19 protein-coding genes and 2 tRNA genes are annotated in these 24,188 nt (G+C 58.9%); 2 read left to right on the plus strand and 19 right to left on the minus strand.

From position 1 onward, the window contains the following. Positions 1-125 precede the first annotated feature (125 nt). Complete coding sequence (carB, locus tag B3H65_RS01580) at positions 126-3,422, minus strand: carbamoyl-phosphate synthase large subunit (protein WP_286683862.1); 3,297 nt, start codon at positions 3,420-3,422, stop codon at positions 126-128. After that, complete coding sequence (gene carA / locus B3H65_RS01585; RefSeq protein ID WP_286683863.1) at positions 3,415-4,824, minus strand: glutamine-hydrolyzing carbamoyl-phosphate synthase small subunit; 1,410 nt, start codon at positions 4,822-4,824, stop codon at positions 3,415-3,417. The genes carB and carA overlap by 8 nt, the downstream gene beginning before the upstream one ends. 327 nt (positions 4,825-5,151) lie before the next feature. Here carA and B3H65_RS01590 point away from each other — a divergent pair, with 327 nt between their 5' ends. Then, complete coding sequence (locus B3H65_RS01590) at positions 5,152-6,045, plus strand: pyridoxamine kinase (RefSeq protein ID WP_286683864.1); 894 nt, start codon at positions 5,152-5,154, stop codon at positions 6,043-6,045. Between the two features lie 331 nt (positions 6,046-6,376). Here the strand turns inward: B3H65_RS01590 and B3H65_RS01595 are convergent, their stop codons facing one another. From B3H65_RS01595 to B3H65_RS01665, 15 genes are all read right to left on the minus strand, one after another. After that, a complete protein-coding gene (locus B3H65_RS01595) occupies positions 6,377-7,285 on the minus strand; it encodes a hypothetical protein (RefSeq protein WP_009141858.1) in 909 nt (302 codons plus the stop codon). Positions 7,286-7,409: 124 nt separating this feature from the next. Further along, on the minus strand, positions 7,410-9,182 hold the full coding sequence (locus tag B3H65_RS01600) for an ABC transporter ATP-binding protein (protein WP_286683865.1): 1,773 nt from the start codon (positions 9,180-9,182) through the stop codon (positions 7,410-7,412). Between the two features lie 136 nt (positions 9,183-9,318). After that, positions 9,319-9,963 carry an NUDIX domain-containing protein gene (locus tag B3H65_RS01605; protein ID WP_286683866.1) on the minus strand — a complete coding sequence of 215 codons (645 nt, stop codon included), beginning with the start codon at positions 9,961-9,963 and terminating at the stop codon, positions 9,319-9,321. 27 nt (positions 9,964-9,990) lie between these two features. Then, a complete protein-coding gene (gene purD, locus B3H65_RS01610; protein ID WP_286683867.1) occupies positions 9,991-11,295 on the minus strand; it encodes a phosphoribosylamine--glycine ligase in 1,305 nt (434 codons plus the stop codon). 121 nt (positions 11,296-11,416) lie between these two features. Then, on the minus strand, positions 11,417-12,700 hold the full coding sequence (locus B3H65_RS01615) for an adenylosuccinate synthase (RefSeq protein WP_286683868.1): 1,284 nt from the start codon (positions 12,698-12,700) through the stop codon (positions 11,417-11,419). Between the two features lie 229 nt (positions 12,701-12,929). After that, on the minus strand, positions 12,930-14,315 hold the full coding sequence (gene dnaB / locus B3H65_RS01620) for a replicative DNA helicase (protein ID WP_009141863.1): 1,386 nt from the start codon (positions 14,313-14,315) through the stop codon (positions 12,930-12,932). 741 nt (positions 14,316-15,056) lie between these two features. After that, entirely contained in the window at positions 15,057-15,572 is a 516-nt protein-coding gene (gene rplI / locus B3H65_RS01625) for a 50S ribosomal protein L9 (RefSeq protein ID WP_286683869.1), read from the minus strand. Between the two features lie 53 nt (positions 15,573-15,625). Continuing rightward, positions 15,626-16,603, minus strand: coding sequence for a DUF2232 domain-containing protein (locus B3H65_RS01630; protein WP_286683870.1), 978 nt, complete (start codon positions 16,601-16,603; stop codon positions 15,626-15,628). Between the two features lie 22 nt (positions 16,604-16,625). Next, on the minus strand, positions 16,626-16,892 hold the full coding sequence (gene rpsR, locus B3H65_RS01635) for a 30S ribosomal protein S18 (protein WP_009141867.1): 267 nt from the start codon (positions 16,890-16,892) through the stop codon (positions 16,626-16,628). An 89-nt stretch (positions 16,893-16,981) separates the two neighbouring features. Then, positions 16,982-17,455 (minus strand): single-stranded DNA-binding protein, encoded by a 474-nt coding sequence (locus tag B3H65_RS01640; RefSeq protein ID WP_286683871.1) that lies wholly within the window; start codon positions 17,453-17,455, stop codon positions 16,982-16,984. 63 nt (positions 17,456-17,518) lie between these two features. Then, positions 17,519-17,812: a 30S ribosomal protein S6 gene (gene rpsF, locus B3H65_RS01645; RefSeq protein ID WP_009141869.1), complete on the minus strand. Its 294-nt coding sequence runs from the start codon at positions 17,810-17,812 to the stop codon at positions 17,519-17,521. 373 nt (positions 17,813-18,185) lie between these two features. Then, on the minus strand, positions 18,186-19,421 hold the full coding sequence (locus B3H65_RS01650) for a DUF4013 domain-containing protein (RefSeq protein WP_286683872.1): 1,236 nt from the start codon (positions 19,419-19,421) through the stop codon (positions 18,186-18,188). 8 nt (positions 19,422-19,429) lie between these two features. Continuing rightward, positions 19,430-19,969: a hypothetical protein gene (locus tag B3H65_RS01655; RefSeq protein WP_286683873.1), complete on the minus strand. Its 540-nt coding sequence runs from the start codon at positions 19,967-19,969 to the stop codon at positions 19,430-19,432. A gap of 192 nt (positions 19,970-20,161) precedes the next feature. Next, positions 20,162-20,254 (minus strand) — tRNA-Ser (locus B3H65_RS01660). Positions 20,255-20,306: 52 nt separating this feature from the next. Continuing rightward, positions 20,307-20,397 (minus strand) — tRNA-Ser (locus B3H65_RS01665). Between the two features lie 220 nt (positions 20,398-20,617). Between B3H65_RS01665 and B3H65_RS01670 the strand changes: the two genes are divergently transcribed. Then, entirely contained in the window at positions 20,618-21,505 is an 888-nt protein-coding gene (locus B3H65_RS01670) for a trimeric intracellular cation channel family protein (protein WP_286683874.1), read from the plus strand. 189 nt (positions 21,506-21,694) lie between these two features. Here the strand turns inward: B3H65_RS01670 and typA are convergent, their stop codons facing one another. Both typA and B3H65_RS01680 read right to left on the minus strand, forming a co-directional pair. Beyond that, complete coding sequence (typA, locus tag B3H65_RS01675) at positions 21,695-23,524, minus strand: translational GTPase TypA (RefSeq protein ID WP_286683875.1); 1,830 nt, start codon at positions 23,522-23,524, stop codon at positions 21,695-21,697. A gap of 90 nt (positions 23,525-23,614) precedes the next feature. Then, entirely contained in the window at positions 23,615-24,082 is a 468-nt protein-coding gene (locus tag B3H65_RS01680; RefSeq protein ID WP_286683876.1) for a hypothetical protein, read from the minus strand. Between the last annotated feature and the right edge of the window lie 106 nt (positions 24,083-24,188).

A 24,188-nucleotide genomic window follows, 5' to 3' on the forward strand; every position in this document is an offset into this window, starting at 1 on the left:
ACGACAAACCAGCAGCACATACTCAGTGCCCAAGCACCCGTATGACGCTTTGCAGTCCGCGAAAAAAGGCCCAATCCCAAAACCGGGACTGGACCTTTGAAAACACTTGTGGATCTTGAGGTACTTTACAGTTCGTGCTGGGGCAAATCCTGTAGCGCGATGACGTTCATGCCGTCGTCCTCGACCTCGCCCAGACGGCTCTCGCGATCAGCCTCGAGCGCGGCGACGAAGGCATTGGCGGCGGAAAGCGCGGTCACGCAGGTGACGCCGCGGCGAACCGCCTCGGTGCGCAGCAAATAGCCATCGCCGCGCGAGCCGGGTCCGTAAGGGATGTTGATCATGAACGCGATCTCGCCGTTGGCGACCATGTCGCCCACGTTGGGATGAGCACCGCTGATCTTCTCGACAACCTCGCAACGGACGTTTCCGCCGCGAAGCACGCGCGCCGTACCCTCCGTGGAGCAGATCTTGAAGCCCAGATAGTGCAGGATACGAGCCATGGACAGGATGTGGCGCTTGTCGCGGTCGCATACGGAGATAAAGACCTTACCGTCCTTTGGCGTGGGCAGGCGGTAGTCGATAGCGAGCTGCGTCTTGGCATATGCCTGCGGGTAGCTGCGGGAGATACCCATGACCTCGCCCGTGGACTTCATCTCCGGGCCGAGCACGACCTCGGCGCCGGGGAAACGGCCCCAGGGCATGACGGCTTCCTTCATGCAGAACCAGTCCATATCGCGCTCATCAGACGGCAGGTTGAGATCTGCGATCTTCTCGCCCGCCATAATGCGCGCGGCGGCCTTGGCCAGCGGCACGCCGGTAGCCTTGGAGATAAAGGGCACCGTGCGGCTGGCACGGGGATTGGCCTCGATAACGTAGACGGTCTCGCCCTTGATGGCGTACTGCACGTTTACCAGGCCGCGCACGCCCAGGGCGAGGGCGATGCGGCGCGTGGTGTCGCGCAGCTTGTCCTGAAGGGAGCGGGAGAACGAGAAGGGAGGGATGCACGTAGCCGAGTCGCCGGAGTGGATGCCCGCCTCCTCGATGTGCTCCAGAATGCCACCGATGTAGACCTCTTCGCCGTCGCACAGGGCGTCGACGTCGGATTCGATGGCGCCCTCCAAGAAGCGGTCCAGGTAGACCGGATAGTCAGGCGAGATGCGCGCGGCCTCCGCCATGTACTCGCGCAGATGGGTCGAATCGTAGGCGATCATCATGCCGCGGCCGCCCAGCACGTAGCTGGGACGCACCAGCAGCGGGTAGCCAATGCGCGCCGCGACCTGCTCCGCCTCCTCAAACGAGGTCGCCATGCCCGCGGGCGGGTACATGATGCCAAGGTTATCCAGCACGGCGCTGAAGCGCTCGCGATCCTCGGCCAAATCGATGGCGTCGGGCTGGGTCCCCATTACCTTGACGCCGGACTCGACCAGCAGGCGGGCAAGCTTGAGCGGCGTCTGTCCGCCCAGGGTCACCACCACGCCGTCCGGGCGCTCCACGTCGATGACGTCCATAACGTCCTCGTAGGTGAGCGGCTCGAAGTACAAGCGATCAGACGTGTCGTAGTCGGTGGAGACGGTCTCCGGATTGCAGTTGACCATGATGGTCTCATACCCCTGGGCCGCCAGCGCGTAGCTCGCGTGCACGCAGCAGTAATCGAACTCGATGCCCTGACCAATGCGGTTGGGACCGGCGCCCAGAATCATCGCCTTGGGCTTGTCGCAGGGAGCTACCTCGTCGGCGGCAACGCCCTTCTTGGCATCCATACCGGGGCGGACCAGGTTCTCATAGATTTTGTAGTGGTACTGGGTAGCGCTGGAAAACTCCGCCGCGCAGGTATCGACGGTCTTCATGCTAGGCACTACGCCCTGCCCCTTGCGGTACGCGCGAACAAAGCGCTCATCGCTGCCGGTGAGCATGGCTATTTCCGCATCGGACGTGCCGTACTGCTTGAGCAGGCGCATGGAGTCGGCATCGATGTCCTCCACGCGAAGGCCGCGGATCTGCTCGCGCACGGCCATCATGTCGGCGATGCGGTCGATAAACCACGGGTCGATGCCGGTGATGCCATGCACGCGCTCCGTGGTCCAGCCGCGGCGGAGCGCCTCGGCCACGTAGAAGATGCGGTGCTCGGTAGGGGTTGCGGCGCCCTGCTCGATCTCCTCGTCCACCACAGCAGACAGATCATCGCGACCAGAGGAAAGAAGGCCCACGTGTCCGTCCTCAAGCGAGCGCATGGCCTTGCCAAAGGACTCCTCGAAGGTACGGCCGATAGCCATGACCTCGCCAACCGCCTTCATGCGGGTGGTCAACGTGGTATCGGTGCCCTTGAACTTCTCAAAGGCAAAACGCGGGACCTTGACCACGCAGTAATCGATGGAGGGCTCGAAGCAAGCCGGGGTGGCACGGGTGATGTCGTTGACGATCTCGTCCAGCGAATAGCCCACGGCCAGGCGCGCGGCGGCCTTGGCGATGGGGAAGCCAGTGGCCTTGGAGGCAAGCGCGGAACTGCGGCTTACGCGGGGATTCATCTCGATGACGATGAGGCGGCCGTTTTCAGGGTTGACGGCAAACTGAACGTTGGAGCCGCCGGTCTCGACACCGACCTTCTCCAGGATAGCGAGCGATGCGACGCGCATGCGCTGGTACTCGAGGTCCGAAAGGGTCTGCGCGGGAGCGACGGTGATGGAGTCACCGGTATGCACGCCCATGGGATCCAGGTTCTCGATGGAGCACACGATGATGCCGTTGCCGGCGTGATCGCGCATGACCTCCATCTCGTACTCTTTCCAGCCGATGATGGATTCCTCGACCAGCACCTCGCCCGCAGGAGAGAGCTCCAGGCCCTGGCTCACGATCTCGATGAGCTCTGCCTCGTCATGCGCGATACCGCCGCCGGCGCCGCCCAGGGTGAAGCTGGGGCGCAGCACACAGGGGTAGCCGACTCGCTCGACGATGGCCAGCGCATCCTCGACCGAATAAGCGTAGCCGGAACGAGCGACCTCCAGGCCGATCTCGTCCATAGCCTCGTTGAAGAGCTTGCGGTCCTCGCCGCGCTCGATAGCGGCAAGGTCGCAGCCGATCATCTCGACGCCGTGGCGCTCGAGCGCACCGGATTTCGCCAGGTCGACGGCAGCGTTAAGGCCGGTTTGACCGCCCAGCGTGGGCAGCAGGGCGTCCGGGTGCTCGTGCTCGATGACGCGCTCGATAAACTCCGGGGTGATGGGTTCAACATAGGTGCGGTCCGCCAAACCGGGGTCGGTCATGATGGTGGCGGGGTTGGAGTTGACGAGGATAACCTCGTAGCCCTCCTCTTTGAGCACCTTGCATGCCTGAGCGCCGGAGTAGTCGAACTCGCATGCCTGGCCGATGACGATGGGGCCGGAGCCGATGACCAGGATGCGCTTGATGTCGGTACGTTTAGGCATGGGAGACCTCCTCGGCGAAGTTCCAACCAGCGAGGCGGTCGGCAGCGATATCGATATTCAGGTAATCCTGATCGCCATCCATAAGGTGGGCGAACGCGGTGAACAGGTAGTGGGCATCGGTGGGTCCGGGTGCGGCCTCGGGGTGGTACTGCACGCAGAACGCCGGGACGTCCAGCAACTGGATGCCCTCCGCCGTTCCATCATTGAGGTTCACATGCGTAAGGCGAATGAGGCCAAAATGCTCATTGCGCACCGCGGGAGCCACGCCGGCGCGGACCCAGAAGCGCAGATCGCCGTCTTCCGGATGCTGATCATAGCCACCGGAAAGCTCCGGCACTATTTCGCCCAGGCTATCCCATACCAGGCCGAAGCCGTGGTTTTGCGCGGTGATCTCAACGCGACCGCTCACCAGGTTCATAACGGGCTGGTTGCCGCCGCGGTGACCAAACTTGAGCTTTTCGATCTGAGCGCCGCAAGCCAGGCTAATCATTTGGTGGCCCAGGCAGATGCCGAACACCGGCACCTTGCCAAGCAGCTTCTTTACTTGCGTGTAAGTGCCCTCGACCGCATCGGGGTCGCCGGGGCCGTTGGAAAGAAAGACGCCGTCCGGGTTTTGGGCGAGCACGTCCTCAGCCGGGGTGTCCCACGGAACCACGGTGAGGTCGCAGCCGGCACGCACCAGGCCCTCAAGAATGCCGCGCTTGATGCCGCAGTCGTAGGCGACCACGCGATGGCGGGAAGCCGGGGCGGGAGCGTCTGCGAAAGAGTGGGCCGCGGGCAGGTTGGCGACGCCGAAGCTGTAGGTGCCGTTGCAGCTTACGCTCTCTACAAAGTTCTGGCCAACCAGGCCGGGTGCCTCGTCAAGCTGCGCGCGGAGCTCGTCCAAATCAAGGGTCTCTGTAGAAACAATGCCCTTTTGAGAGCCGTTATCGCGCAGGTGGCGCACCAGCGCGCGCGTATCGACACCCTCGATGGCAACGATGTTGTGCTGCTTGAGGTAATCCGGCACGCTTACGGAAGAGCGCCAGTTGGACGGCGTGTGGCACATGTCGCGAACCACCATACCGCGCAACGCGGGGCGAGAAGACGCGCCGGGAGCGCACGAAAGCTGGGCATCGTCCAAATCAATGCCGTAGTTACCAATTTGGGGATAGGTCATGGTGATAATCTGACCGGCGTAGGAAGGGTCTGTCAATACCTCGAAGTAACCCTCGAGCGATGTATTGAAGCATACCTCGCCCACCGCGGAACCCTTGGCACCGCAGCCTCGTCCATAAAAGACGGTACCGTCCTCGAGCATGAGAACGGCGGGGACGGACTCTCCCTTGCTCGTCGACGCGAGCATACGCTGGGCAAGCGGGGTGGCAGATTCTGCCGCCGCGGAAGCGTTGTTCACCCTCATTTCCACTCCTTTTCGGTCTCTCTGTACCGGCTTAAAGGCCTATAAGGTCTGGGGTATTTTAAATCTTTTCTCGTCCAAAAGAGAGGACATGTAAGATTATCCAAATTTTGATATATATCTGAAACATTTATACGTATTACCAAACGCAACGACGCTTGCGCCGCGTCCGCGCACCCGCCATCCATCGATACGATCTATACAAAATCCATGACAGGCGGCTGCGTTTTGTTTCAGTCGGGTGAAACGGTTTCTTTTTTTCTCAATCGTGCTATCTTGTCGCTTTGTACGCTGGTCCATAAGTCCGCGGAAAAGAAAGAAGGCATGATTATGTCTCAATCCACTCCCAGCTCCACATCTGCAATCCTGTATACGCGAAGCGGAAGCTACATTCCGCGCGTTGCCGCTGTGCACGACATGTGCGGCTATGGCAAATGCTCTCTTGGCGTTGCCATTCCCGTGCTTTCGGCCGCAGGCATCGATGTGTGCCCCGTCCCAACGGCCCTGTTCTCCGCGCACACCAAGTTTCCCGTGTTCTACATGCATGACACCACGGAAATCCTCAATGACTATCTGGACGCTTGGAAGCAGGAGGGCATCGACCTTGACGGCGTGTACTCCGGCTTTTTGGGCTCCGCCGATCAGGTTGCGGTGATTCAGCGCCTGTACAAGGAATATCCAGGCGCCCTGCGCATTGTCGACCCGGTCATGGGCGACGGCGGCGTCAGGTACCCCACGTACACCGACGAACTCTGCGAAGCCATGGCAAGCCTAGTCGACGGCGCCGATGTGCTGACGCCCAACCTTACCGAGGCCTCCATTCTTACCGGTATTCCCTATCAGGGTCAGGATGTCGACGAGACGTTTGTTCAGAAAAACGTCGACGCCCTGCTTGAGATGGGTGCAAAGAGCGTGGTCATCAAGGGCGTAGTCCATGAGGGTGAAGGCATTATCCGCAACTACCTGGCAAGCGCTCAGGACGGCGGCAAGATCGAAGAGGTGCAAAGCGAGCTGCTTCCATATATGTTGCATGGCACCGGAGACCTGTTCGCGAGCGCTCTATGCGCCGCCATCTACACCGGCCGCAGCCTCCACGACGCCGTCGACTTCGCAGGCGAGCTTGTTCGCGACGCAATGCGCGTCACCCGCGAGCAGCCTGACTTTGAGGTGCGCGGCGTCTCCTTCGAGCCCACGCTGGGCAAAGTGGCGAACCTTCTCGCATAGAGCTTATTGCGCATCGATTACTGCAAAGGGCCCGCACTAGCGGGCCCTTCTCGTTACCTATGACTTTCCATCGGGTTGACTCAGCGCCGATGCTCCCGTTGTCTGAGACCGGGTCGTAAGCAACCTTACAATGGTCCCCGCACGCAATTCTTAAGGATAATTGCATCGATTTTGAAAAAGCCGCAGTAGACCGCATTTTTCAATCGAAAAATCCACTGGTCTCTTATTTGCTACCAGATTGGTATACAAAACAATAATCAAAAGTGATGCAATTTACCTTCACAACTGCGCGCAGCACCCGCAAAGCAGCGGCGATATGGCGGGCAAAACCTTACTGCTCAGGCGGCAAAACGCTCTCGATGCTCTTCTCGCGTTTGCCGCCGGTAAAGATCTCAGAGCCATGCAGCATCTTTTCGCGCTGCATCTCCTCGCGCTCCTCCTCGACTTTGTTCTGCGCGATCTCAGAGCTCTCAATCAACGCGCTGACAGAATTGACCTGCTCCTGAATCTTCTGAGCGGTCTGATCATCCATGCCCACAATCTTGAGTTCCCAGTCAATGTAGTTGGAATAGCTCGAGACGCTCTTGGTCCAAATGAAAGTCAGCACTGCGCGGCGCGTTCCCTTGGCCGGGAGAAACCCAAAGAAAGAATCATGCTGGAAATCACCCGCACGATTCACCAGCGCGCACACGTTATACACCACGCGGTCGATCTTATCGTTGAGCAGGGCGTTGGTCGCCAGCGCCGCGGCCTGGATCTGCGAGTTCGAAAGCATCTCCAGCTCGTTTCGCGAGTCGGTGTCCACAACCGTAACCTCTACCACACCCGTACGCTGATCCGCCTCGTCGACCGTAAAGGTGGCGGGGAACTGCGTAAAGCCGTTTCCCCATTCCACGCCTGATTCCATGGCGTGCTCCACCGTATCGCGATCGACGTTCTCGGACAGGTTTGCCGTGTTAAGACGTCTCGACACGCCGTACCAAATCTGCATGCCCAGGATACCCAGCAAAACTAGGGTAATAACCAAAATCGCCGTACGGGAGATAGTCTGACCAACCTTGGATCCAGACGGGTCATCCTCACTCAAAGGATCCACTTTAAGACGACGCGAAGGGCGCGGCGACGGCCTTTTGCCAGAACTAATTTCTCGCGCGCGGTCGGGGTCGACAACGCCCGACTCATCGATCTCGCTAAAAAGCCTCGACGCCTCTTCTGATGTCAACGGTTGGTTCTTAGCCATCGCTTCGCCTAACGTGGTACTTCACGCCCCCACCCCTGAAGGGCGGAGGCGCTTCGCTTATACAATATGGACGAGGGCAGCTGGCGGCGTGCCGACGCATGCGCGTGTGGGCGGCGCCACAACCTTAAAGCTCGTGCGAGCGCGCTCCCTCAAACTGCATTCGATAGTAACGGGCGTAGGTGCCGCCGCGAGCGAGAAGCTCCTCGTGGGTACCACGCTCCATCACCTTGCCACGTTCCACCGTCGCGATCTCGTCCGCATTCTTGATGGTCGAGAGACGGTGCGCAATGATGATGGTGGTGCGGTCCTGCGCCAAGCGCTCCAGCGATTCCTGCACGGCCTCTTCGCTTTCGTTGTCCAGCGCGCTGGTAGCCTCATCCAAGATAAGGATCGCCGGATTTTTCAAGAACACGCGGGCGATGGCGACGCGCTGTTTTTGCCCACCGGAAAGACGGCTACCGCGCTCGCCCACAACCGTGTCATACCCCTCGGGCAAGCTGGATATGAACTCATGGATATTCGCCTGACGAGCCGCGTGCTCGATCTCTTCATCCGTAGCGCCAGGTCGTCCATATGCGATGTTATCGCGCAGGGTGCCATCAAATAGGTAAACATCCTGCTGAACCAGGCCGATCGCTCGGCGCAAGCTATCCTGCGTCACATCGCGCACGTCCTGCCCATCGATAGTGATGCTGCCGGATGCCACATCATAGAAACGCGGCAACAGCGAGCACGTGGTCGACTTGCCGCCGCCCGAGGGTCCAACCAACGCAATGGTCTCGCCGGGACGAATGGACAGGTTCATATGGTCGATAACCGGACGCTCCAGCGCCGTCCCATCATCGGAGGTCTCCGTATCTGGGTAGGTAAAGCACACGTTGCTGTACTCGATAGCCCCCTCGGTCACAACCAGCGGACGCGCGTCCTTCTTGTCCTGGATATCGGGGACCGTTCGCATGACCTCGTCCATGCGCCTGAAGCCAGCGATGGCCTTCTGGAAAGTCTCGGTTGAGTTCACCAGCGTCTCGATAGGGCTGGTAAATAAGCTGATATAAAGAGCGAACGTTGCCAGATCGAGCGCCGCCATGCGCCCGGTTGCCACCAGATAGCCGCCAAATACCACAATGGTAAGGTAATGCATGCCGGTCATAAGTGCGCTGGTCGCTTGGTAACCGCCCATGACGTGGTATTGATCCTCTTTAGACCGCAGGTAGCGGCCATTGGCTACGCGGAACTTCTCGCGCTCCACGTCCTCGCCGGCAAAGGATTTCACTACGCGGATGCCACCCAGCGAATCCTGCAACTGCGAGTTTACGCCAGAAATCTTTTTGCGGTTATCAGCAAACACCGCGCGCATATGCAGGTTCTGGCGCACCATGATGCCCATAAAGACCACCGTCACCGCAGTAAGAGCGGCGGCCAGGGCGGGCGATATAGTAAACAGGATTACAAGCGCGCCGATGATCTTGATGCTGCAGATGATGATCCACTCGGGCAGATGGTGTGCGCCCTCGCAGATGTCAAAAAGGTCGTTGACCACGCGACTCATCATATCGCCCGAGCTGTGCGCGTCGAAATACGCAAAGCTGAAGCGCTCGTACTGGTCAAAAAGATCCTCGCGCATCTTGGACTCCATGCGCGCGCCCATGATGTGGCCCTGGGCAGATACAAAGTAGACGCAAGCCGTGCGGACGGCATACATAATCACCAGGCCAAGCGCTATGCAAAGCAAGCCGTCCATGATGGCCGACGAACCCTCGGCGAAAAATCCCCCCGTCAAAAAGCGCAGCAAAATGGGAAACGCAAGGTCAATGCCCGCGTAAACCAGCGCGCAGATGGTATCCGCGATAAACAGACCCTTCTGCGGACCGTAATAGGAAATAAATCTCTTGAACATCTAGGCGTTCTTCTCCCCCTCGCATGCTTGCGCGCCCCGCCTCTTCCCGCAGCGGTGCGACGCTCCAACATAAAGGGTCGGGGCCCGCTTTTACAGCGCAGCGCACCCCGACCCTCACTCAATGCCCTTTGTAACGTTACAGGCGATGACCGATCGCGTCCAGCGCCAGCGCGCCGACCACGGTTTTCGCATCCTCGATCTTACCGTCAAGAACCGCGTCGATCAGCTCTTGCAGCGGCACAAGATCAACGTTTACAAACTCGTCATCGTCCGGATTAGCCCCATCGAACTCCAGCTGGGTCGCCAAGTAGATATGAATCATCTCATCACAAAAACCGCAGGTAGTGGCTATGGTGGTGAGATACCGAATACGACGAGGAGTAAAGCCCGTCTCCTCATGCAGCTCGCGGCGGGCGCAATCCAGAGGATCCTCGCCCGGATCGAGCTTGCCGGCGGGAATCTCCACCGTCACCCTATCAAGCGCGGTGCGGTATTGGCGGACGAGGACGATCTTGCCAGACTCCGTCAGGGCCACAACAGCGGCAGCGCCGGGATGGCGGACGATGTCGCGACCGGTGCGGCGACCATTGGGCAACTCAACCTCAAGAGAGCGAACGTCCAGGATCTTGCCACGCCACGCGGTCTCCTCAGACAAGATCTTCTCGTGCAGCTCGGCGTCGCGGGGGTCCTCGTCGCCCAACACCAGCGACGGCTCCTCATCCATGGGCTGCTCGTCCACTACATCATTGTCCTCGACGATCTGCGCATCAAGCTCTGTCATATCGCATCACCCAGCTTCTAGAATCTCTTACTGCTCCCATGCCTCACGGCCGCGAAGGGCGCGCAGGCCAATGTCATGGCGCAGCGTCTTGCCCTCGAATTCAATCTTGTCGCAAGCTGCATAGGATAGGTCGCGAGCGGCCTCGAAGGTCTCTCCCAGAGCGGTCACGGCAATCACGCGGCCGCCAGAGGTCAGCAGCTCGTCACCCTCCTGCGTGGTGCCGGCGTGGTAGACGGTAACGCCGTCCATGGCGTCGGCCTCGTCCGTGCCCGTTATCACCTTGCCCTTCTCATAAGAGCCGGGATAACCGGCGGAGGTAAGCACAACGGTGACCGCCCACTCGTCGCACCAGGACAGCTCAACGTCAGCCAGGCGCTGCTCCGCTACGGCGAGCATGACCTCGACCAGATCATTTTCAAGGCGAGGCAGAACCACCTGGGTCTCCGGATCGCCAAAGCGGGCGTTGTACTCAAGCACCTTGGGACCCTGGGCGGTCAGCATAAAGCCGCCGTACAGGCAGCCGCGGTAGTCGATGCCCTCGGAACGCAGCTGGTCAACGGTGACGCGCATGATGCGCTCCATCTCGGCATGCTCCTCGGGGGTAACGATAGGTACCGGAGAATAAGCGCCCATGCCACCGGTGTTGGGGCCGCGATCGCCCTCAAGGGCGCGCTTGTGATCCTGCGAGGTGGACATGGGGCAAACGGTGATGCCATCAGTAAAGGCGAGCAGGCTGCACTCCGGGCCGACCAGCATCTCCTCAATAACCACGGTGGCACCCGCGGCACCAAACGCACCAGAGAAGCACTCGTGCACCGCGTTCTCTGCCTCCGCAAGCTCGGTGGCGACGATAACGCCCTTTCCGGCAGCCAGACCGTCGGCCTTAACTACCAGCGGCGCGCCCTGCTCGCGAACATAGGCGAGCGCATCCTCCTCGTTATCAAAGCTGCCGTAAGCGGCGGTGGGGATGCCGGCGCGGTCCATGAGCTCCTTGGAAAAGCGCTTGGAGCCCTCAAGTTGGGCGCCCGCGGCACCCGGGCCAAAGCAGGGCACGCCCAGAGCGCGCACAGCATCGGCGACGCCCGCGACCAGCGGGGCCTCGGGGCCAATAACTACCAGGCCAATGCCCGCGCCCTTTACAAAGTCAGCGACAACCTCGGGGTCCGCCTCGTCTATGGCAACGTTTTCGCCCACGCTGAGCGTACCGCCGTTGCCCGGAGCGATATAGAGCTTGCCGCAGCGGGGAGACTCGGAGAGCTTCTTTGCCAGGGCGTGCTCGCGACCGCCGCTGCCCAGCAGCAAGATGTCGATAACCTGGGTCTCTGCGTTCATGGTTCCTCCTTGGAACTAAAGGGTGACTCCACTTTCATGGCGCCCGCGCGGGCGTACGTGCTAAAAATGAGCCAATCCAGACTCGGTCCAAATTGGCTCATCCATATATCTTTGCTCTTCGCTACCAGCTGCGCATGATGGTCTGCTCGCGGTCGGGACCGACGGCGACAATCGAGATGCGCGTGTGGGCGAGCTTCTCGATGTAGGCCACGTAGTCCTTAGCGTTCTGCGGCAGCTCATCAAAGGTGCGGCAACCGGAGATGTCGCACTTCCAACCAGGCAGCTCCTCATAGACGGGCTTGGCGTTGGCAAAGCGCGCGGAGTGCTCGGGCACGGTGGTGTAGCGCTCGCCGTCAACATCGTAGGCAACGCAGACCTTGATGGTCTCGAACTCGGACAGAACGTCCAGCTTGGTAAGAGCGATGTCCGTCAGGCCGTTCACGCGAGCTGCATAGTTGGCGATAACGCCATCGAACCAGCCGCAGCGACGGCGACGACCGGTGGTGACGCCGTATTCAGCGCCAACCTCGGTCAGCGTGTGGCCCGCCTCGTCCTCATATGAAAGCTCGGTGGGCATGGGGCCGGAGCCAACACGGGTGATATAGGCCTTCATAATGCCCAGCACGCGGCCGATGTTCTTCATGCCGACGCCGGAGCCTGTCACGGCGCCGCCGGCGGTGCAGTTGGACGAGGTGACAAACGGATAGGTACCGTGGTCGATATCGAGCAGGGTCGCCTGGGCACCCTCGAAGAGGATCGACTTGCCCTCTTCAACCATGCCGTTAAGCAAAAGGCCGGTCTCGCAGATATAAGGTCGCAGACGCTCAGCGTAACCAAGGTAGGTCTCGCAAATCTGCTCAACGGTATAGGTGGGAAGGTCAAACAGCTTCTCAAGCTGGGGGTTTACGCGATCAAGAGCCGTTGCGAGCTTGTCGCGGAAGGTATCCTCGTCCAAAAGGTCCTGCATACGAATGCCAATGCGGGCCATCTTGTCCTGGTAGCACGGGCCGATGCCGCGCTTGGTGGTGCCGATATTCTTGCCGCCGAGCTGCTCCTCGAAAGCGCCGTCGAGATCCATGTGGTAGGGCATGATCACATGGGCGTTGCCGGACACCTTAAGATTGGCGGTAGAGATTCCGTCACGCTCGAACATATCGATCTCTTCAAGCAGTACCTGCGGGTTCACCACGCAGCCGTTGCCAATGACCGACACGCAATTGGGATACATGATGCCAGACGGAACCTGGTGCAGGCCGTACTTCTTGTCACCCACCACAATGGTATGACCCGCGTTGTTTCCGCCCTGGTAGCGGACGACGCAGTCAAAATCAGGCGCGATAAGGTCGCAAATCTTGCCCTTGCCCTCATCGCCCCATTGGGTACCAACCAACACTGCCGACGTCATGTCTTCTCCTCATGTGTTTCAACTGTTGAGAGCCCAAAAGGACTCCTGGGTGCTCGTGCCCCCAAAACGTTCCTATTATAGGCGGGTGGGCAAGGCGTTTGGTCGCGGCGGGCGCAATCTTCCATAATCGTTACGAGCCGCTCGGCAAACCGTCGGGCGGCTCACACTTGATTTGGGCGTTGACCCGCGGCGCGTCCACGTCTCCGCTGTCTTCTGCAACCGACGCGCGCTAGTCTTCCATATGCTCGTTGAGCTCGTAGAATTTTGTGGAGGAAGGCAGGAAGACCAGGTCGACATCACCGATAGGGCCGGAACGGTTCTTCGCCAGAACAATACGCGTGATGCCCTCGTCCGGACGATCGTCCCGAGCGGCCTCCTGCTCCGAGCTTGAACGGTCCAGGAACATAACGATGTCGGCATCCTGCTCGATGGAGCCCGATTCGCGCAGGTCGGACAGCTGCGGGCGCTTACCGGTGCGGCTTTCGACCTGACGGGACAGCTGCGACAGGGCGATAAGGGGGATCTTAAGCTCCTTGGCCATGATCTTAAGGGCACGCGACATCTCGGAAACCTCGACGGCGCGGCTCTCCGCGCGGCGGCCCGCGGGGGGATTGACCAGCTGCAAGTAGTCCAAAATAACGATAGCGTGCTCTTTGTTGTGAAGCATTCGGCGCGCCTTCGCGCGAATTTCGGTTACCGTGGTGCCGGGCGTATCGTCAATGAGAATATCGAGCTTGGAAAGCTCCTGCGTGGCCTCGTTGATATTCGCCCATTCCTGCGCGGAGATGCGGCCGGTACGGAAGTTCGACATGTTCACCTGGGCATGAGCGCAGATGAAGCGCTGGGCGATTTCCTTGCCCGACATCTCGAGCGAGAAGAAACCCACGGTAAAACCCGCCGCAGCGGCATTCAGCGCCAGATTCAATGCGAACGATGTCTTACCGACTGCAGGACGCGCGCCAATGATGATGAGCTGGCCCTCGCGGAAACCCATGAGCATCTTGTCCAAGGTGGGATATCCCGTGGGAACGCCCTGAGTTTCGCCACCTGCGGCGGCAACCGCCTCCGCCTCCTTATACGCCTCGACCATAAAGTCGGTCAGCGGCTTGTACGAGCTTTTCACCTCGCGACCGGTGACGGACAACAGCATGCTTTCCGCGCGCTCGATAACCTCTTTGGTATCGGTGGGGGCATTGTATGCCAACGCGTTGATCTGGTTGGTTGCCCCGATGATTTCACGAAGCATAGCGTCGCGACGAACAATTCCCGCATGGTACTGCCAGCTCACCAAAGAAAGCGTGCGGCCCATGAGCTCGAGGATATACGCCTCACCGCCAACGGCCTCAAGCTTGTCGATGGAGCTGAGATAGTCGATAAGCGAGATGGAGTCGATCGGCAGGTTGCGATCGTACATGTCATGCATAGCGAGGAACAGCGTTTTGTGCGCAGGACGATAAAAGTCGTCGGGAAGCAATTCAACAAGCGCTTCCTCGACCACCTCGCTAGAAAGCAACATGGCGGCCAAAACATTTGCCTCTGCCTCTATGTTGTTTGGAAGGGTCAACTGAGCACCTCGCTCAACAACCCCGGTGGGCTCCCATGCGTTATCGCTCACGGTTTACCACGGCCCCCTCTCGTTGAATCTTGCTGAATATTCAATATTAAAGCCAGTGGGTGGCCCGATGGGCGCAGAACAGAGGTTGGCCGACAGGGTGCCAATATAGTCCACAACTAACTTGATCGAGCCGCGGGCCATGAATGGCGCGAACCTCCGGTACGGACAGTGCTCAACGTCAATCGGATACTGAGATATCTGTCAAGTCGGGCCGTAAAGCGTCTACGTGCGCTTTTATTCGTCCACAGAATCTTGGGTATAACTGCAGCCGTCCCACCCTGCGAAAACGGTAGTTTTCCACGTTATCAACAATTTGGTGAGAACAATTATTTGAGTTATCCACATACCTTAGCTCACCTGCAGATATTCATTATTTAGCCTAGTTTTGTTGGATTCTTACACATTCTTAATGTGATGATTTAGTGAATGTGCAGGTAGACAGATGAGCTTTATACATTACGCAGGTAAAAGGTGCAACTAGCACTTGAGGGTTAAATGCAATTTCATAATTGGTCACTATAATCAGAAACCAGCTTCTTCACAATCGCCCGAATGCACCCTGTTGATATCTGTCTAAACTTATAAACATTCCCGTGATTGCAAAAAGCGCCTGTGAACAAACACATGGCCACTCAAACGCACTAAGCGGAGGACAAGTTGCCAGGACGAGCAGCGAAAGAGCAATAAAAAAACCCGGCACCTTGCGGTAACCGGGTTGTTCGAGCGATTTGAGTCGCGAAGCTACTCAGCGGCAGCCTCGGTCTCGGCCTCGGCGGTCTCCTCGACAGCCTCCTCCTCGACCTCCTCGTCAGCGGTGACGCCAACGAGAACGGTGAGGGTGGCACGGATCTCGCGGTAGAGCGAGACGGCAACCTCGTGAGAACCAGCCATCTTGATGGGCTTACCAAGCTCGATGCGCTTGCGATCGAGCTCGACGCCAAGCTGGGCCTTGACCGCATCGGCGATCATGGCAGAGGTGACGGAACCAAACAGGACGCCCTCGTCGCCAACCTTGGCGTCGACAACGACGGACTTGCCCTCGAGGGTCTCCTTAAGCGTGTTGGCGTCGGCGATGCGGACGGCCTCACGCTTCTCAATGTTGCTGCGACGCTCCTCGAGCTGCTTCAGGTTGCCCTTGGTCGCCGCAACGGCGAGCTTCTTAGGGAAGAGGTAGTTCTCGGCGTAACCCTGAGCGACGTCTACGACGTCACCCTCGCCACCCTTGCCCTTGATCTCACCCAGAAGAACGACTTTCATGAGATCTCCTTGCTACTTGCACCGCGCTGGCAGTGCATTTCTTACGTGTTTGCCTAAGATTCCTGGAAACCCCGCGTAAGTTTACGGAAGTTTGCCCAGACATCAATCAGGCCGACTATGCTCACAATGAAGAACATAGTCTCGAGCCAGATAGACAGAACCAGGAGAAGCGTCCTACCCAAGCAGCCGAATCGAAAACGATTCGCAAACGTGAGAACGACGGCAAAACCCTGAATGGCGAAGATGAAGCGCACGCTCATGAGGGCTGTAACGCTAACGCTAAGCAGAACCTCTGCTCCCGGAAAACCAGAGAGCGAGGCACTCAAGCCAAGAATCGACGCTATCAGCACGCCAACGGGCCACATAGGCATATCGAAGGCAGCAATAGCGGGAACCCTGGGGATTCCGCTGGTCCGGACGTACATGAGATACGATCCAATTCCCGCGGCCAGTGCATCCATGCCTGCTGACGCAACATACGTGAACGGCCAAAGCGCTTTAAGCACGGGCGCGATCTGCCGGACAATCAGCTCTGCCTGTATGCCAGTTCCAGCGGCGTCTTGAGCCACGGAAACCATATAGGCAAGTAGTCCGTCGACAACCTGCGAAAGCGAAGAGCCGGCCGCCGTTGCAACAGCAGCCTCGATCCCAATGTTCACAAGCGCGGTCGCAACGACAACGGCACAGATGCCAGCCAACGTTGCGGCGTGGTTGCGCATGCACCACACAACGCCAAGAACACAAAGAACTTCACCAACAAGCAGCATGCCCATGCCCGAATTGGCAAATAGGGCGACTGCCGTAATGACGATGCCTTCGGCTACGGCAAAGAGAAAGCCTCGAGATCCGCGTGCTTCTAGAAGTTCGCGGGCGCCGTAGCCCATCATGACAACGCCAAAGAACGGAATCACAAAGCTGGCGAACGATCCAAGCGCAAACCACAGGGCGCCGGACATCTCCTTAGGAGGACGTCCCAAAACCCTGCTGGTTAAATCCGTCTGGGGTCCGCCGTTTGAAACACCATTCTCCATCTATCTGATCGAACTCGCTTTCCTAGCCGCGGTCGCGGTTACCACGGGAGGAAACCACGGGAACGGTGTACGGCAGGAGAGCCATCTCGCGGGCGCGCTTAATAGCGTTCGCGATGTCGTGCTGATGCTGCGTGCAAGCGCCAGTGACGCGACGGGGCTTGATCTTGCCACGATCGGTCATGTACTTACGGAGGAGCTGAGTATCCTTGTAATCGATGTACTCAGTGTTCTCCTTGCAGAACTGGCAGTACTTACGACGCGGCTGACGTGCAGAGTAATCATTAGCCATGTCAAAATACCTTTCATTTGGCACGCGAAGCACTAGTAGACTCGCATGCCTCTCACTAAATCAGGTGAACATCTCTCGTCTTTGGACGATTAGAACGGGATGTCCTCATCAAAGACGTCGCCTGCAGGCGGAACCGGAGCGGGCGCCTGCGGGGCAGGAGCGGGCATAAGAGCGGCATCGTAGCCGCCCTGGCCGTATGCGGGCTGGCCGTAGCCGCCCTGGCCGCCACCCTGCTGACCGCGAGAGAGGAACTCGATCTCATCGACGATGACCTCGAGCTTGCTCCTACGCTGGCCGTCGCGCTCCCAGGAGCTGTAACGCAGCTTACCTTCGATCGCGACCTTCGACCCCTTGGAGAGATAGCGGCTCACGGCCTCGGCGCGGGTGCCAAACATCGTGCAATCCACGAAGTTGGGGTAATCCTCCCATTCGCCATTCTGAGGGTTGCGACGACGATCGTTAACGGCGACGCCAAAGGAAAGAACCTGGGTACCGCCGGCGGTTGCGCGCAGCTCGGGATCGCGGGTGAGGTTTCCGGAAATATTAACGCGGTTGATGCTCATGCTTAACTCACTACCTCTCATTGCCGATTACGGCTCTATGCCGCCCGGCTTCCAAAACAGTTTCTACTCCTGGTCGTCACGACGAACGATCATGTGACGAACCACGGCATCGGTGATGCGCAGAACGCGGTCGAGCTCGGCGATCTGGGTGGGATCTGCATGGAAATTGATGAGGGTGTAGTCACCTTCGGTGAGCTTGTTGATCTCGTAGGCGAGCTTGCGCTTGCCCCACTCGTCAACGTTGTCGACCTTGCCGTTACCCTCGGCGATCGTGTTATCGATGCGCTTCATCACAGCGAGACGGGTCTCGGGATCGAGAGCGGGGTCAACAAAGAACAGCAGTTCATAAGCCTTCATTTGGTCACCTCCTCTGGGCATAAGGCTCCGGGTCGTGAAGGTGCGCCCGAAGCAGGAAAGGACTGGATAACTATAGCTGCGATCATCCGCATCCTCAAGCGGCGAGCCCACACCACGCACTACCTCCATAAATCCCTCGCAGATAGCTTTCTCGACCCAGCGTTTCACATCATCTCTTCGCTTTTAACCCTCCGTTTCTCCCCAAAGCATCTCCGCCGATAGCGCCTTATCTTCCACACCTGGCGTTCGCGCAGACCACGGTTGGTGCCACTTCCCTTCATAGCGCCCGCACCCGCGCCTAGATACGTTTAACCGCCAGCAAACCTCTACAAAAAAACGACCCCCGACAATCGAGGGTCGCTCTATGCTGCATCTATCCTTCCACAATGGGGGTTCCACTCGACCCCTCATCGTCTTTGCCGGCATCATCGGCTACGGGAGAATCTTCTGAAATCGGCGGCAACGGAATCGCCTGGTGAGGCGTCTCTTCTCCATCTTCGACGGACTGCTCCGGCGCAACGTCAATCAGCTTGGCGACATCATCGGACCCGTCCTTCGCCTCGCCTGCAACTTCCTCGACCGACTGGGAAGAAGATTGCTGGACCTGATCGCCCCCAGAAGAGCGCACAGGCTGTTGAGCAGGCTGTGCTGGCTGCTGCGAGGCATCGGAGGGCTGCTGCGGAATGGAGCCATCGCCGTACACGGAAGACTGCGGGCGCGCCGGGACTCCATCAGGCAAAGGAGCGGACGAGGTTCCCCAGCGGTTGACGTCAAACCGGCAGAACCACTGCCCCATAGCGTTAATGGATACCAACTGCATGGCGACGGTGATCACTCCGCCAACGAATAGGGCTGCAATCACCAGCAGCACGATCACCATGACCAGCCCCGGGCCCATAGCGACCAAGGAATTGATGATGTGCGCGGCGAGATCATACCTATAGTGGCTGGTGCTATATCCGTACGCCATCATGCCCGCCACGCCGCCCAGCAGAAACAGCGTACCAAACAGGCTGACAATCGCCGAGTACGCTCCGACCACAATGTCGCCAATGAGCTTCACGGCGTATGCGTGGAAAAAGCCGCCCGGGTCCTTCATGATCATCTGGAACAAACGGTCCACACGCCAACCCGCGGTAAATCCGTCGTAGATAGTCGAGCGCATGCACGCCGCAAGGATAAACGTGCTCATAAAGATGTTTACTACCGCTGCGATAAGACTAAAAGCAGCGCCGCCGGCCACAGCCGTCAACGACACGACATTGGAGAATAACGACCCAATGGGGCCAAAAATGCTAGCGATGCCAAACGTGGTTCCAAAGATCATGCTGCCAAGAATTGCAACGATGACAGACATGCTCAGGTTCACCAGAAACGCGATGCCGCCCGTGGTGAGAACCTTGCCGTAATCGACTCCGCGCTGCTTGGGCGCCGCATCGATTCCCCATGCGGTTAGGCGCGCCCATTCCAACCCGTAACCCAGTACGGCGATCTGACCCAAAATGGGCACCCAGCCCACTAGCGTCAGCACCAGTATCGGCTTGATCCACCCTTTATCCCTGGTCAACATCTTCCATGAGGTGGTAAACCCCAATTCATTTGAAAGCATGAGCACTCCTATTCAGCAACCTCGACAATCGCTTCAACAACCTCGTTCGCAGCATCCCCCTTGGCCGCCGCCTCTCGCTCGGCAGCAAGGGCGACCAGGCCAGACACAATGGGCTTTGTACCGCTTGGATACAGCTGAGGGGTCTCGCCCGCATACGCAAAGGAAGGTGCGAACTCGTACGACCCATCACTCACCGTATAGGTTTGAGCAAGAATAGTCGCCTGCTCATCACCGCGGCGAGCGACCTCGCAAATTATCGCCTCTTCACGTCCACCAACAACTTCAACAAAGCCATCGTAGGAAAAGACATATGCCTCGGGCATCTCGCGGGCAACCAGCGCCTTCATCGAGGCGTAGACATCGTCCACCGTCTCGCCAGGATGCTCCGATACATCGAACCCGTCAGACGTGCACAAAACGCTAAACGGCACCATCCCGCCGTCTGCCTCCAGACATTCGCGGGCGTCCGCAAAAGCATGGTCAAGCGCCACCCGCATGGAATCCGTCAGCATGAGCTCAAACGATCCCGATGCGATCCCTTTGTTCATATCCACTCCTCTTGGTAGGCCTTCTTTTAGCAGTGTATCCGCACGGCACGCGGCGAGCATCCTCGTAATCGCGTTTTAAGCGGCCCTTAAGTGCTCTTAAGGACACATTACGAAACGCTCGCCGTCGCCCTACCGCGCTATTCCATTAGTATCTATATATGAAAAAAGCCCTTACGGGCCCAGCAAGTCAAATGGCGGAGGAGGAGGGATTCGAACCCTCGTACCCGGGAACACCGGGTAAACGGTTTTCGAGACCGCCGCATTCAACCACTCTGCCACTCCTCCGTTTGAAGTGAAACATGGCGCACCCAATTGAGGACGCGCCATGAGAGTTAACTGGCGGAGAGTCAGGGATTTGAACCCTGGAGACGCTTTTGGCGCCTACACGATTTCCAATCGTGCTCCTTCGGCCACTCGGACAACTCTCCAACGAATGCAGGAGAAATTGTAACCCAGACTTCCGTACTCGCAAAGCTTTTTCTTAAACTTTTTTTCGATAATCTCGTTTATGCAGGTAGAAGGCTTAAATTAATTCTTTTCTCACTCATCCCGACCTTAAAGGTGCTTCATTTTGGCCTTATTTACCGAAAGCCAGACGTCTGTAGATAGGTAAGATAAGGCCAATCAACGCATTGTTTGGAGGGGTCCGTGACGCTTACTACTATATTGCTCGCACCGGTGGTCGCAGCCATGACGACCGCGGGGGGAGCCGCGGGCGAACAGGTCTCCATCCCCATCTGGCTTGAGATGCTCGCTGTTGTAGTTGCATCCGTGTCGGGCGTGCTTACCGCCCGCGAGCACAAACTCGATTTCATTGGCGCTATCGGTCTCGCCGTCGCTTGCGGACTCGGCGGCGGTATCATCCGCGACGTCATCTTGCAGAAAGGCGCCGTCTACATTCTCGACCAGCCGCTCGCGCTGCCCATGTCCGTCGCCACCGCCGCCATCGCCTTTGTCTTCCCCGTTATCTTCGAGAAACCCGATCGCCTCATCGCCATTCTCGACATCTTCGCCGTGGGCCTTTACGCCGCCGTCGGCGCGGACAAAGCGATGGTGTACGAGCTTTCGCCTATGGTCTGCGTAATGATGGGCTTCTTTACAGCCGTCGGCGGCGGCATGCTGCGCGATGTCTTCTTGGGGCAGACGCCCGGCATCTTCCAGCGGGGCAACTTCTACGCCATCACCGCCATCGCGGGAGCAACATCCTACGTCGCCCTTGTCGAGAACTTCCACGCCCCCAATATCTTTGCTCTGGTGGTTTGCGTAATCATCACCATGGCGCTGCGGTGGATCTCGCTGCACTACAACATCCTCACGCCAACAGAGGTCAATCTTGACCGTGTCGCGCGGCCCATCAGGCAGTTCGGCAACAAGGCCGTTGAAGCCGTCTCAAAACCCGTGCACCGGGTGCCATCGGAGCGCGCCCTGGACGAGCGCCGCGAACGCGTGCAGGCAGATATCAAGCAACGCCGCCGCAAGGAGCGCAAGCAGCAAGTTGCCCAAAAGCGCCGCGCTTTCTGGGAGAAACACCGCTAGGAAATCCTCAGGGCGCGCGCATCGCGCCACCTTGAATGCAAATCTTACGGGATGTCGGGCGTCTCTGAACTCGGCGGCAAGGCAACCCGAACCAGCCAATCCGCGCCTTCAACCACTGAAAGAAGAGGCTCCAAAGGAGCAATCCTCTGGAGCCTCTTCTTCGTTCTTAAGACAGTGATGCCCAAAGCGCTACTTCATCGCGCGGGCGGCGGCCTTCTTGCGGTCGATCGCGTTCAGAAGGCGCTTGCGCAGGCGAATGTTCTTGGGCGTGATCTCAACCAGCTCGTCATCCGCAATGTACTCAAGAGCCTCCTCAAGGGAGAAGACGCGAGGCGGAACCAGCTGGACGGAGATATCGGAGGTCGAAGAACGCTGGTTGCCCAGGTTCTTGGTACGGGCAATGTTGACCACCATGTCGCCGGGCTTGTTGCGCTCGCCAACCAGCATGCCCTCGTAGCACTCGGTGCCGGGCTCGACAAACAGAGCGCCGCGCTCCTGCAGGGTACCCAAAGCGTAGGCGACGGCCTTCTCAGTCGTCATGGAGATCATGGCGCCGTTGTTGCGGCCGCCAATCTCGCCAGCATAGGGTCCGTACTCCAAGAAGGTGTGGTAGAAAACGCCCTCGCCATGAGTGACGTTGAGCACGCGGTTCTTAAGACCCATGATGCCGCGAGTAGGGATGCGGAACTCGACATGGGTGACGGTGGAGCCGGCCTGCATGTTGGTCATGGTGCCACCGGCATTGCCGAAGACCTCGATAACCTTGCCGGCGTACTCGTCCGGGCACTCGACGACGGCCTGCTCGATGGGCTCGACGGTGTTGCCGTTCTCGTCCTTCTTGAACAGAACGCGCGGACGACCAACCTGGAACTCATAGCCCTCGCGACGCAGGGTTTCCATAAGAACGGAGAGATGCAGGATGCCGCGGCCGGAGACCTCGACACCGCTCTTGTCGGCAAGCTCCTCGATGCGCATGGTCACGTTGTTCTCACGCTCGGTGAACAGACGCTCCTTGAGCTGGCGGGCGCCAACGATGTCGCCGTCACGGCCGACCAGCGGAGACGTGGACGCCTCGAAGACAATGGACAGGGTGGGAGGATCGATCTCGATGGGATCGAGCTCGACGGGGTTCTCGGGATCGGTGTAGACGTCGCCGATGTCGGTGGAGTCGACACCGACCACGGCGGCGATATCGCCCGCGCCAACCTCGCTGCACTCGGTGCGACCCAGGTAGTCAAAGGTGAAGAGCTGCTTGACGGTGGCCATGGCGCGCTCGCCGCCATTCTTTACAACCAAAATCTGCTCGCCCTGGTGAATGGTACCGGAGTAGACGCGACCAATGCCGATGCGGCCGACGAAGTTGGAGTGGTCGATGGTGACGCACTGCATCGCCAACGGACCGTCCACGTCGACGTCGGGGGCGGGCATGTCGTCAACGACCATGTCGAGCAGCGGGAACATATCCATGTTGCCGTCCTCGGGGTCGAGGCGGGCAAAGCCGTTCACAGCGCTCGCATAGACCACGTGCTCCATCGCAAACTCAAGCTGCTCGTCGGTGGCACCCAGGTCAGCCATGAGGTCGAGGCAGTCGTTGAACGCGCGCTCGGGCTCGGCGCCGGGACGATCGATCTTGTTGATGACAACCATGATCGAAAGACCGGTGTCGATGGCGTGGCGCAAAACGAAGCGGGTCTGGGGCATGGGGCCCTCGAACGCATCGACCAAAAGCAGGGCGCCGTCCGCCATGCGCAAAACGCGCTCGACCTCGCCGCCAAAGTCGGCATGGCCGGGGGTATCGAGGACGTTGATTTTCACGCCCTTGTACTCGATGGAGATGTTCTTAGCCAAAATGGTAATGCCGCGCTCGCGCTCCTGATCGTTGGAGTCGAGCACGCGCTCCTCCACCTGCTGGTTCGCACGGAAAGCATCCGTGGCGCGAAGGAGCTTGTCAACCAGGGTAGTCTTGCCGTGGTCGACGTGGGCGATGATGGCGATGTTCCTTAGGTTATCAACGCGCATATATGGGTCCTCGTTCCCTTGAAACGGTTACGTGATGAGAATTAGGCGTACGGTCGGTTTTTCACCGTAACCGCTCAATTTTAGCGAGTGTTACAACAAAAGTTGCTCTTCTCCTGCAGGTTCAGGGTCACTCCACATGAAGTTCTCGCCTTGGCCCATGCCTTTCACCAATGTGAAGGCGGAATACGCGCTCGCGGAGCCCTTCTCGCCAAACACGGTAATCATGGCATCGTTGTAAGCGCCATCCATCTCCTGGATGCAGCCCAGGTACAAAATCGCATAGCGCACAGCGGGGCCAACCCCGTCCTCAGGAGAACCATTGCGGCCTGCGGAAACTACAAAGTCGTCTGCGGCGTTCAAGCACGCCTCGTCGCCGTCCTCAGAGAAAGCCACGGCGGCGCGGTTGCCGCCCGCGTCCTCCACACACGCCACTACGCCCGGCACGTCCCCCTCGGCGAGGGCGTCCAGAAACTCGCTCATCATGTCGCAGGACATGCGGTCGAGCTCGGGAGAAACGTATCCGGGCTGGTTTTCTTGCTGCTGGCTGTTCGCGGTCATGTCGCTCCCTGCACATTTTGCGCCGGCGGTTCCCAGCGGCGCACTCTATATATCCATCGCAAACTATAGTGCATGTAGCACCACTTGGGCTCGTTTACATGCGCCT

Origin of the sequence: Collinsella sp. UBA1693, assembly GCF_002320115.1 — a bacterium.
In the GTDB taxonomy this organism is placed as follows: domain Bacteria; phylum Actinomycetota; class Coriobacteriia; order Coriobacteriales; family Coriobacteriaceae; genus Collinsella; species Collinsella tanakaei.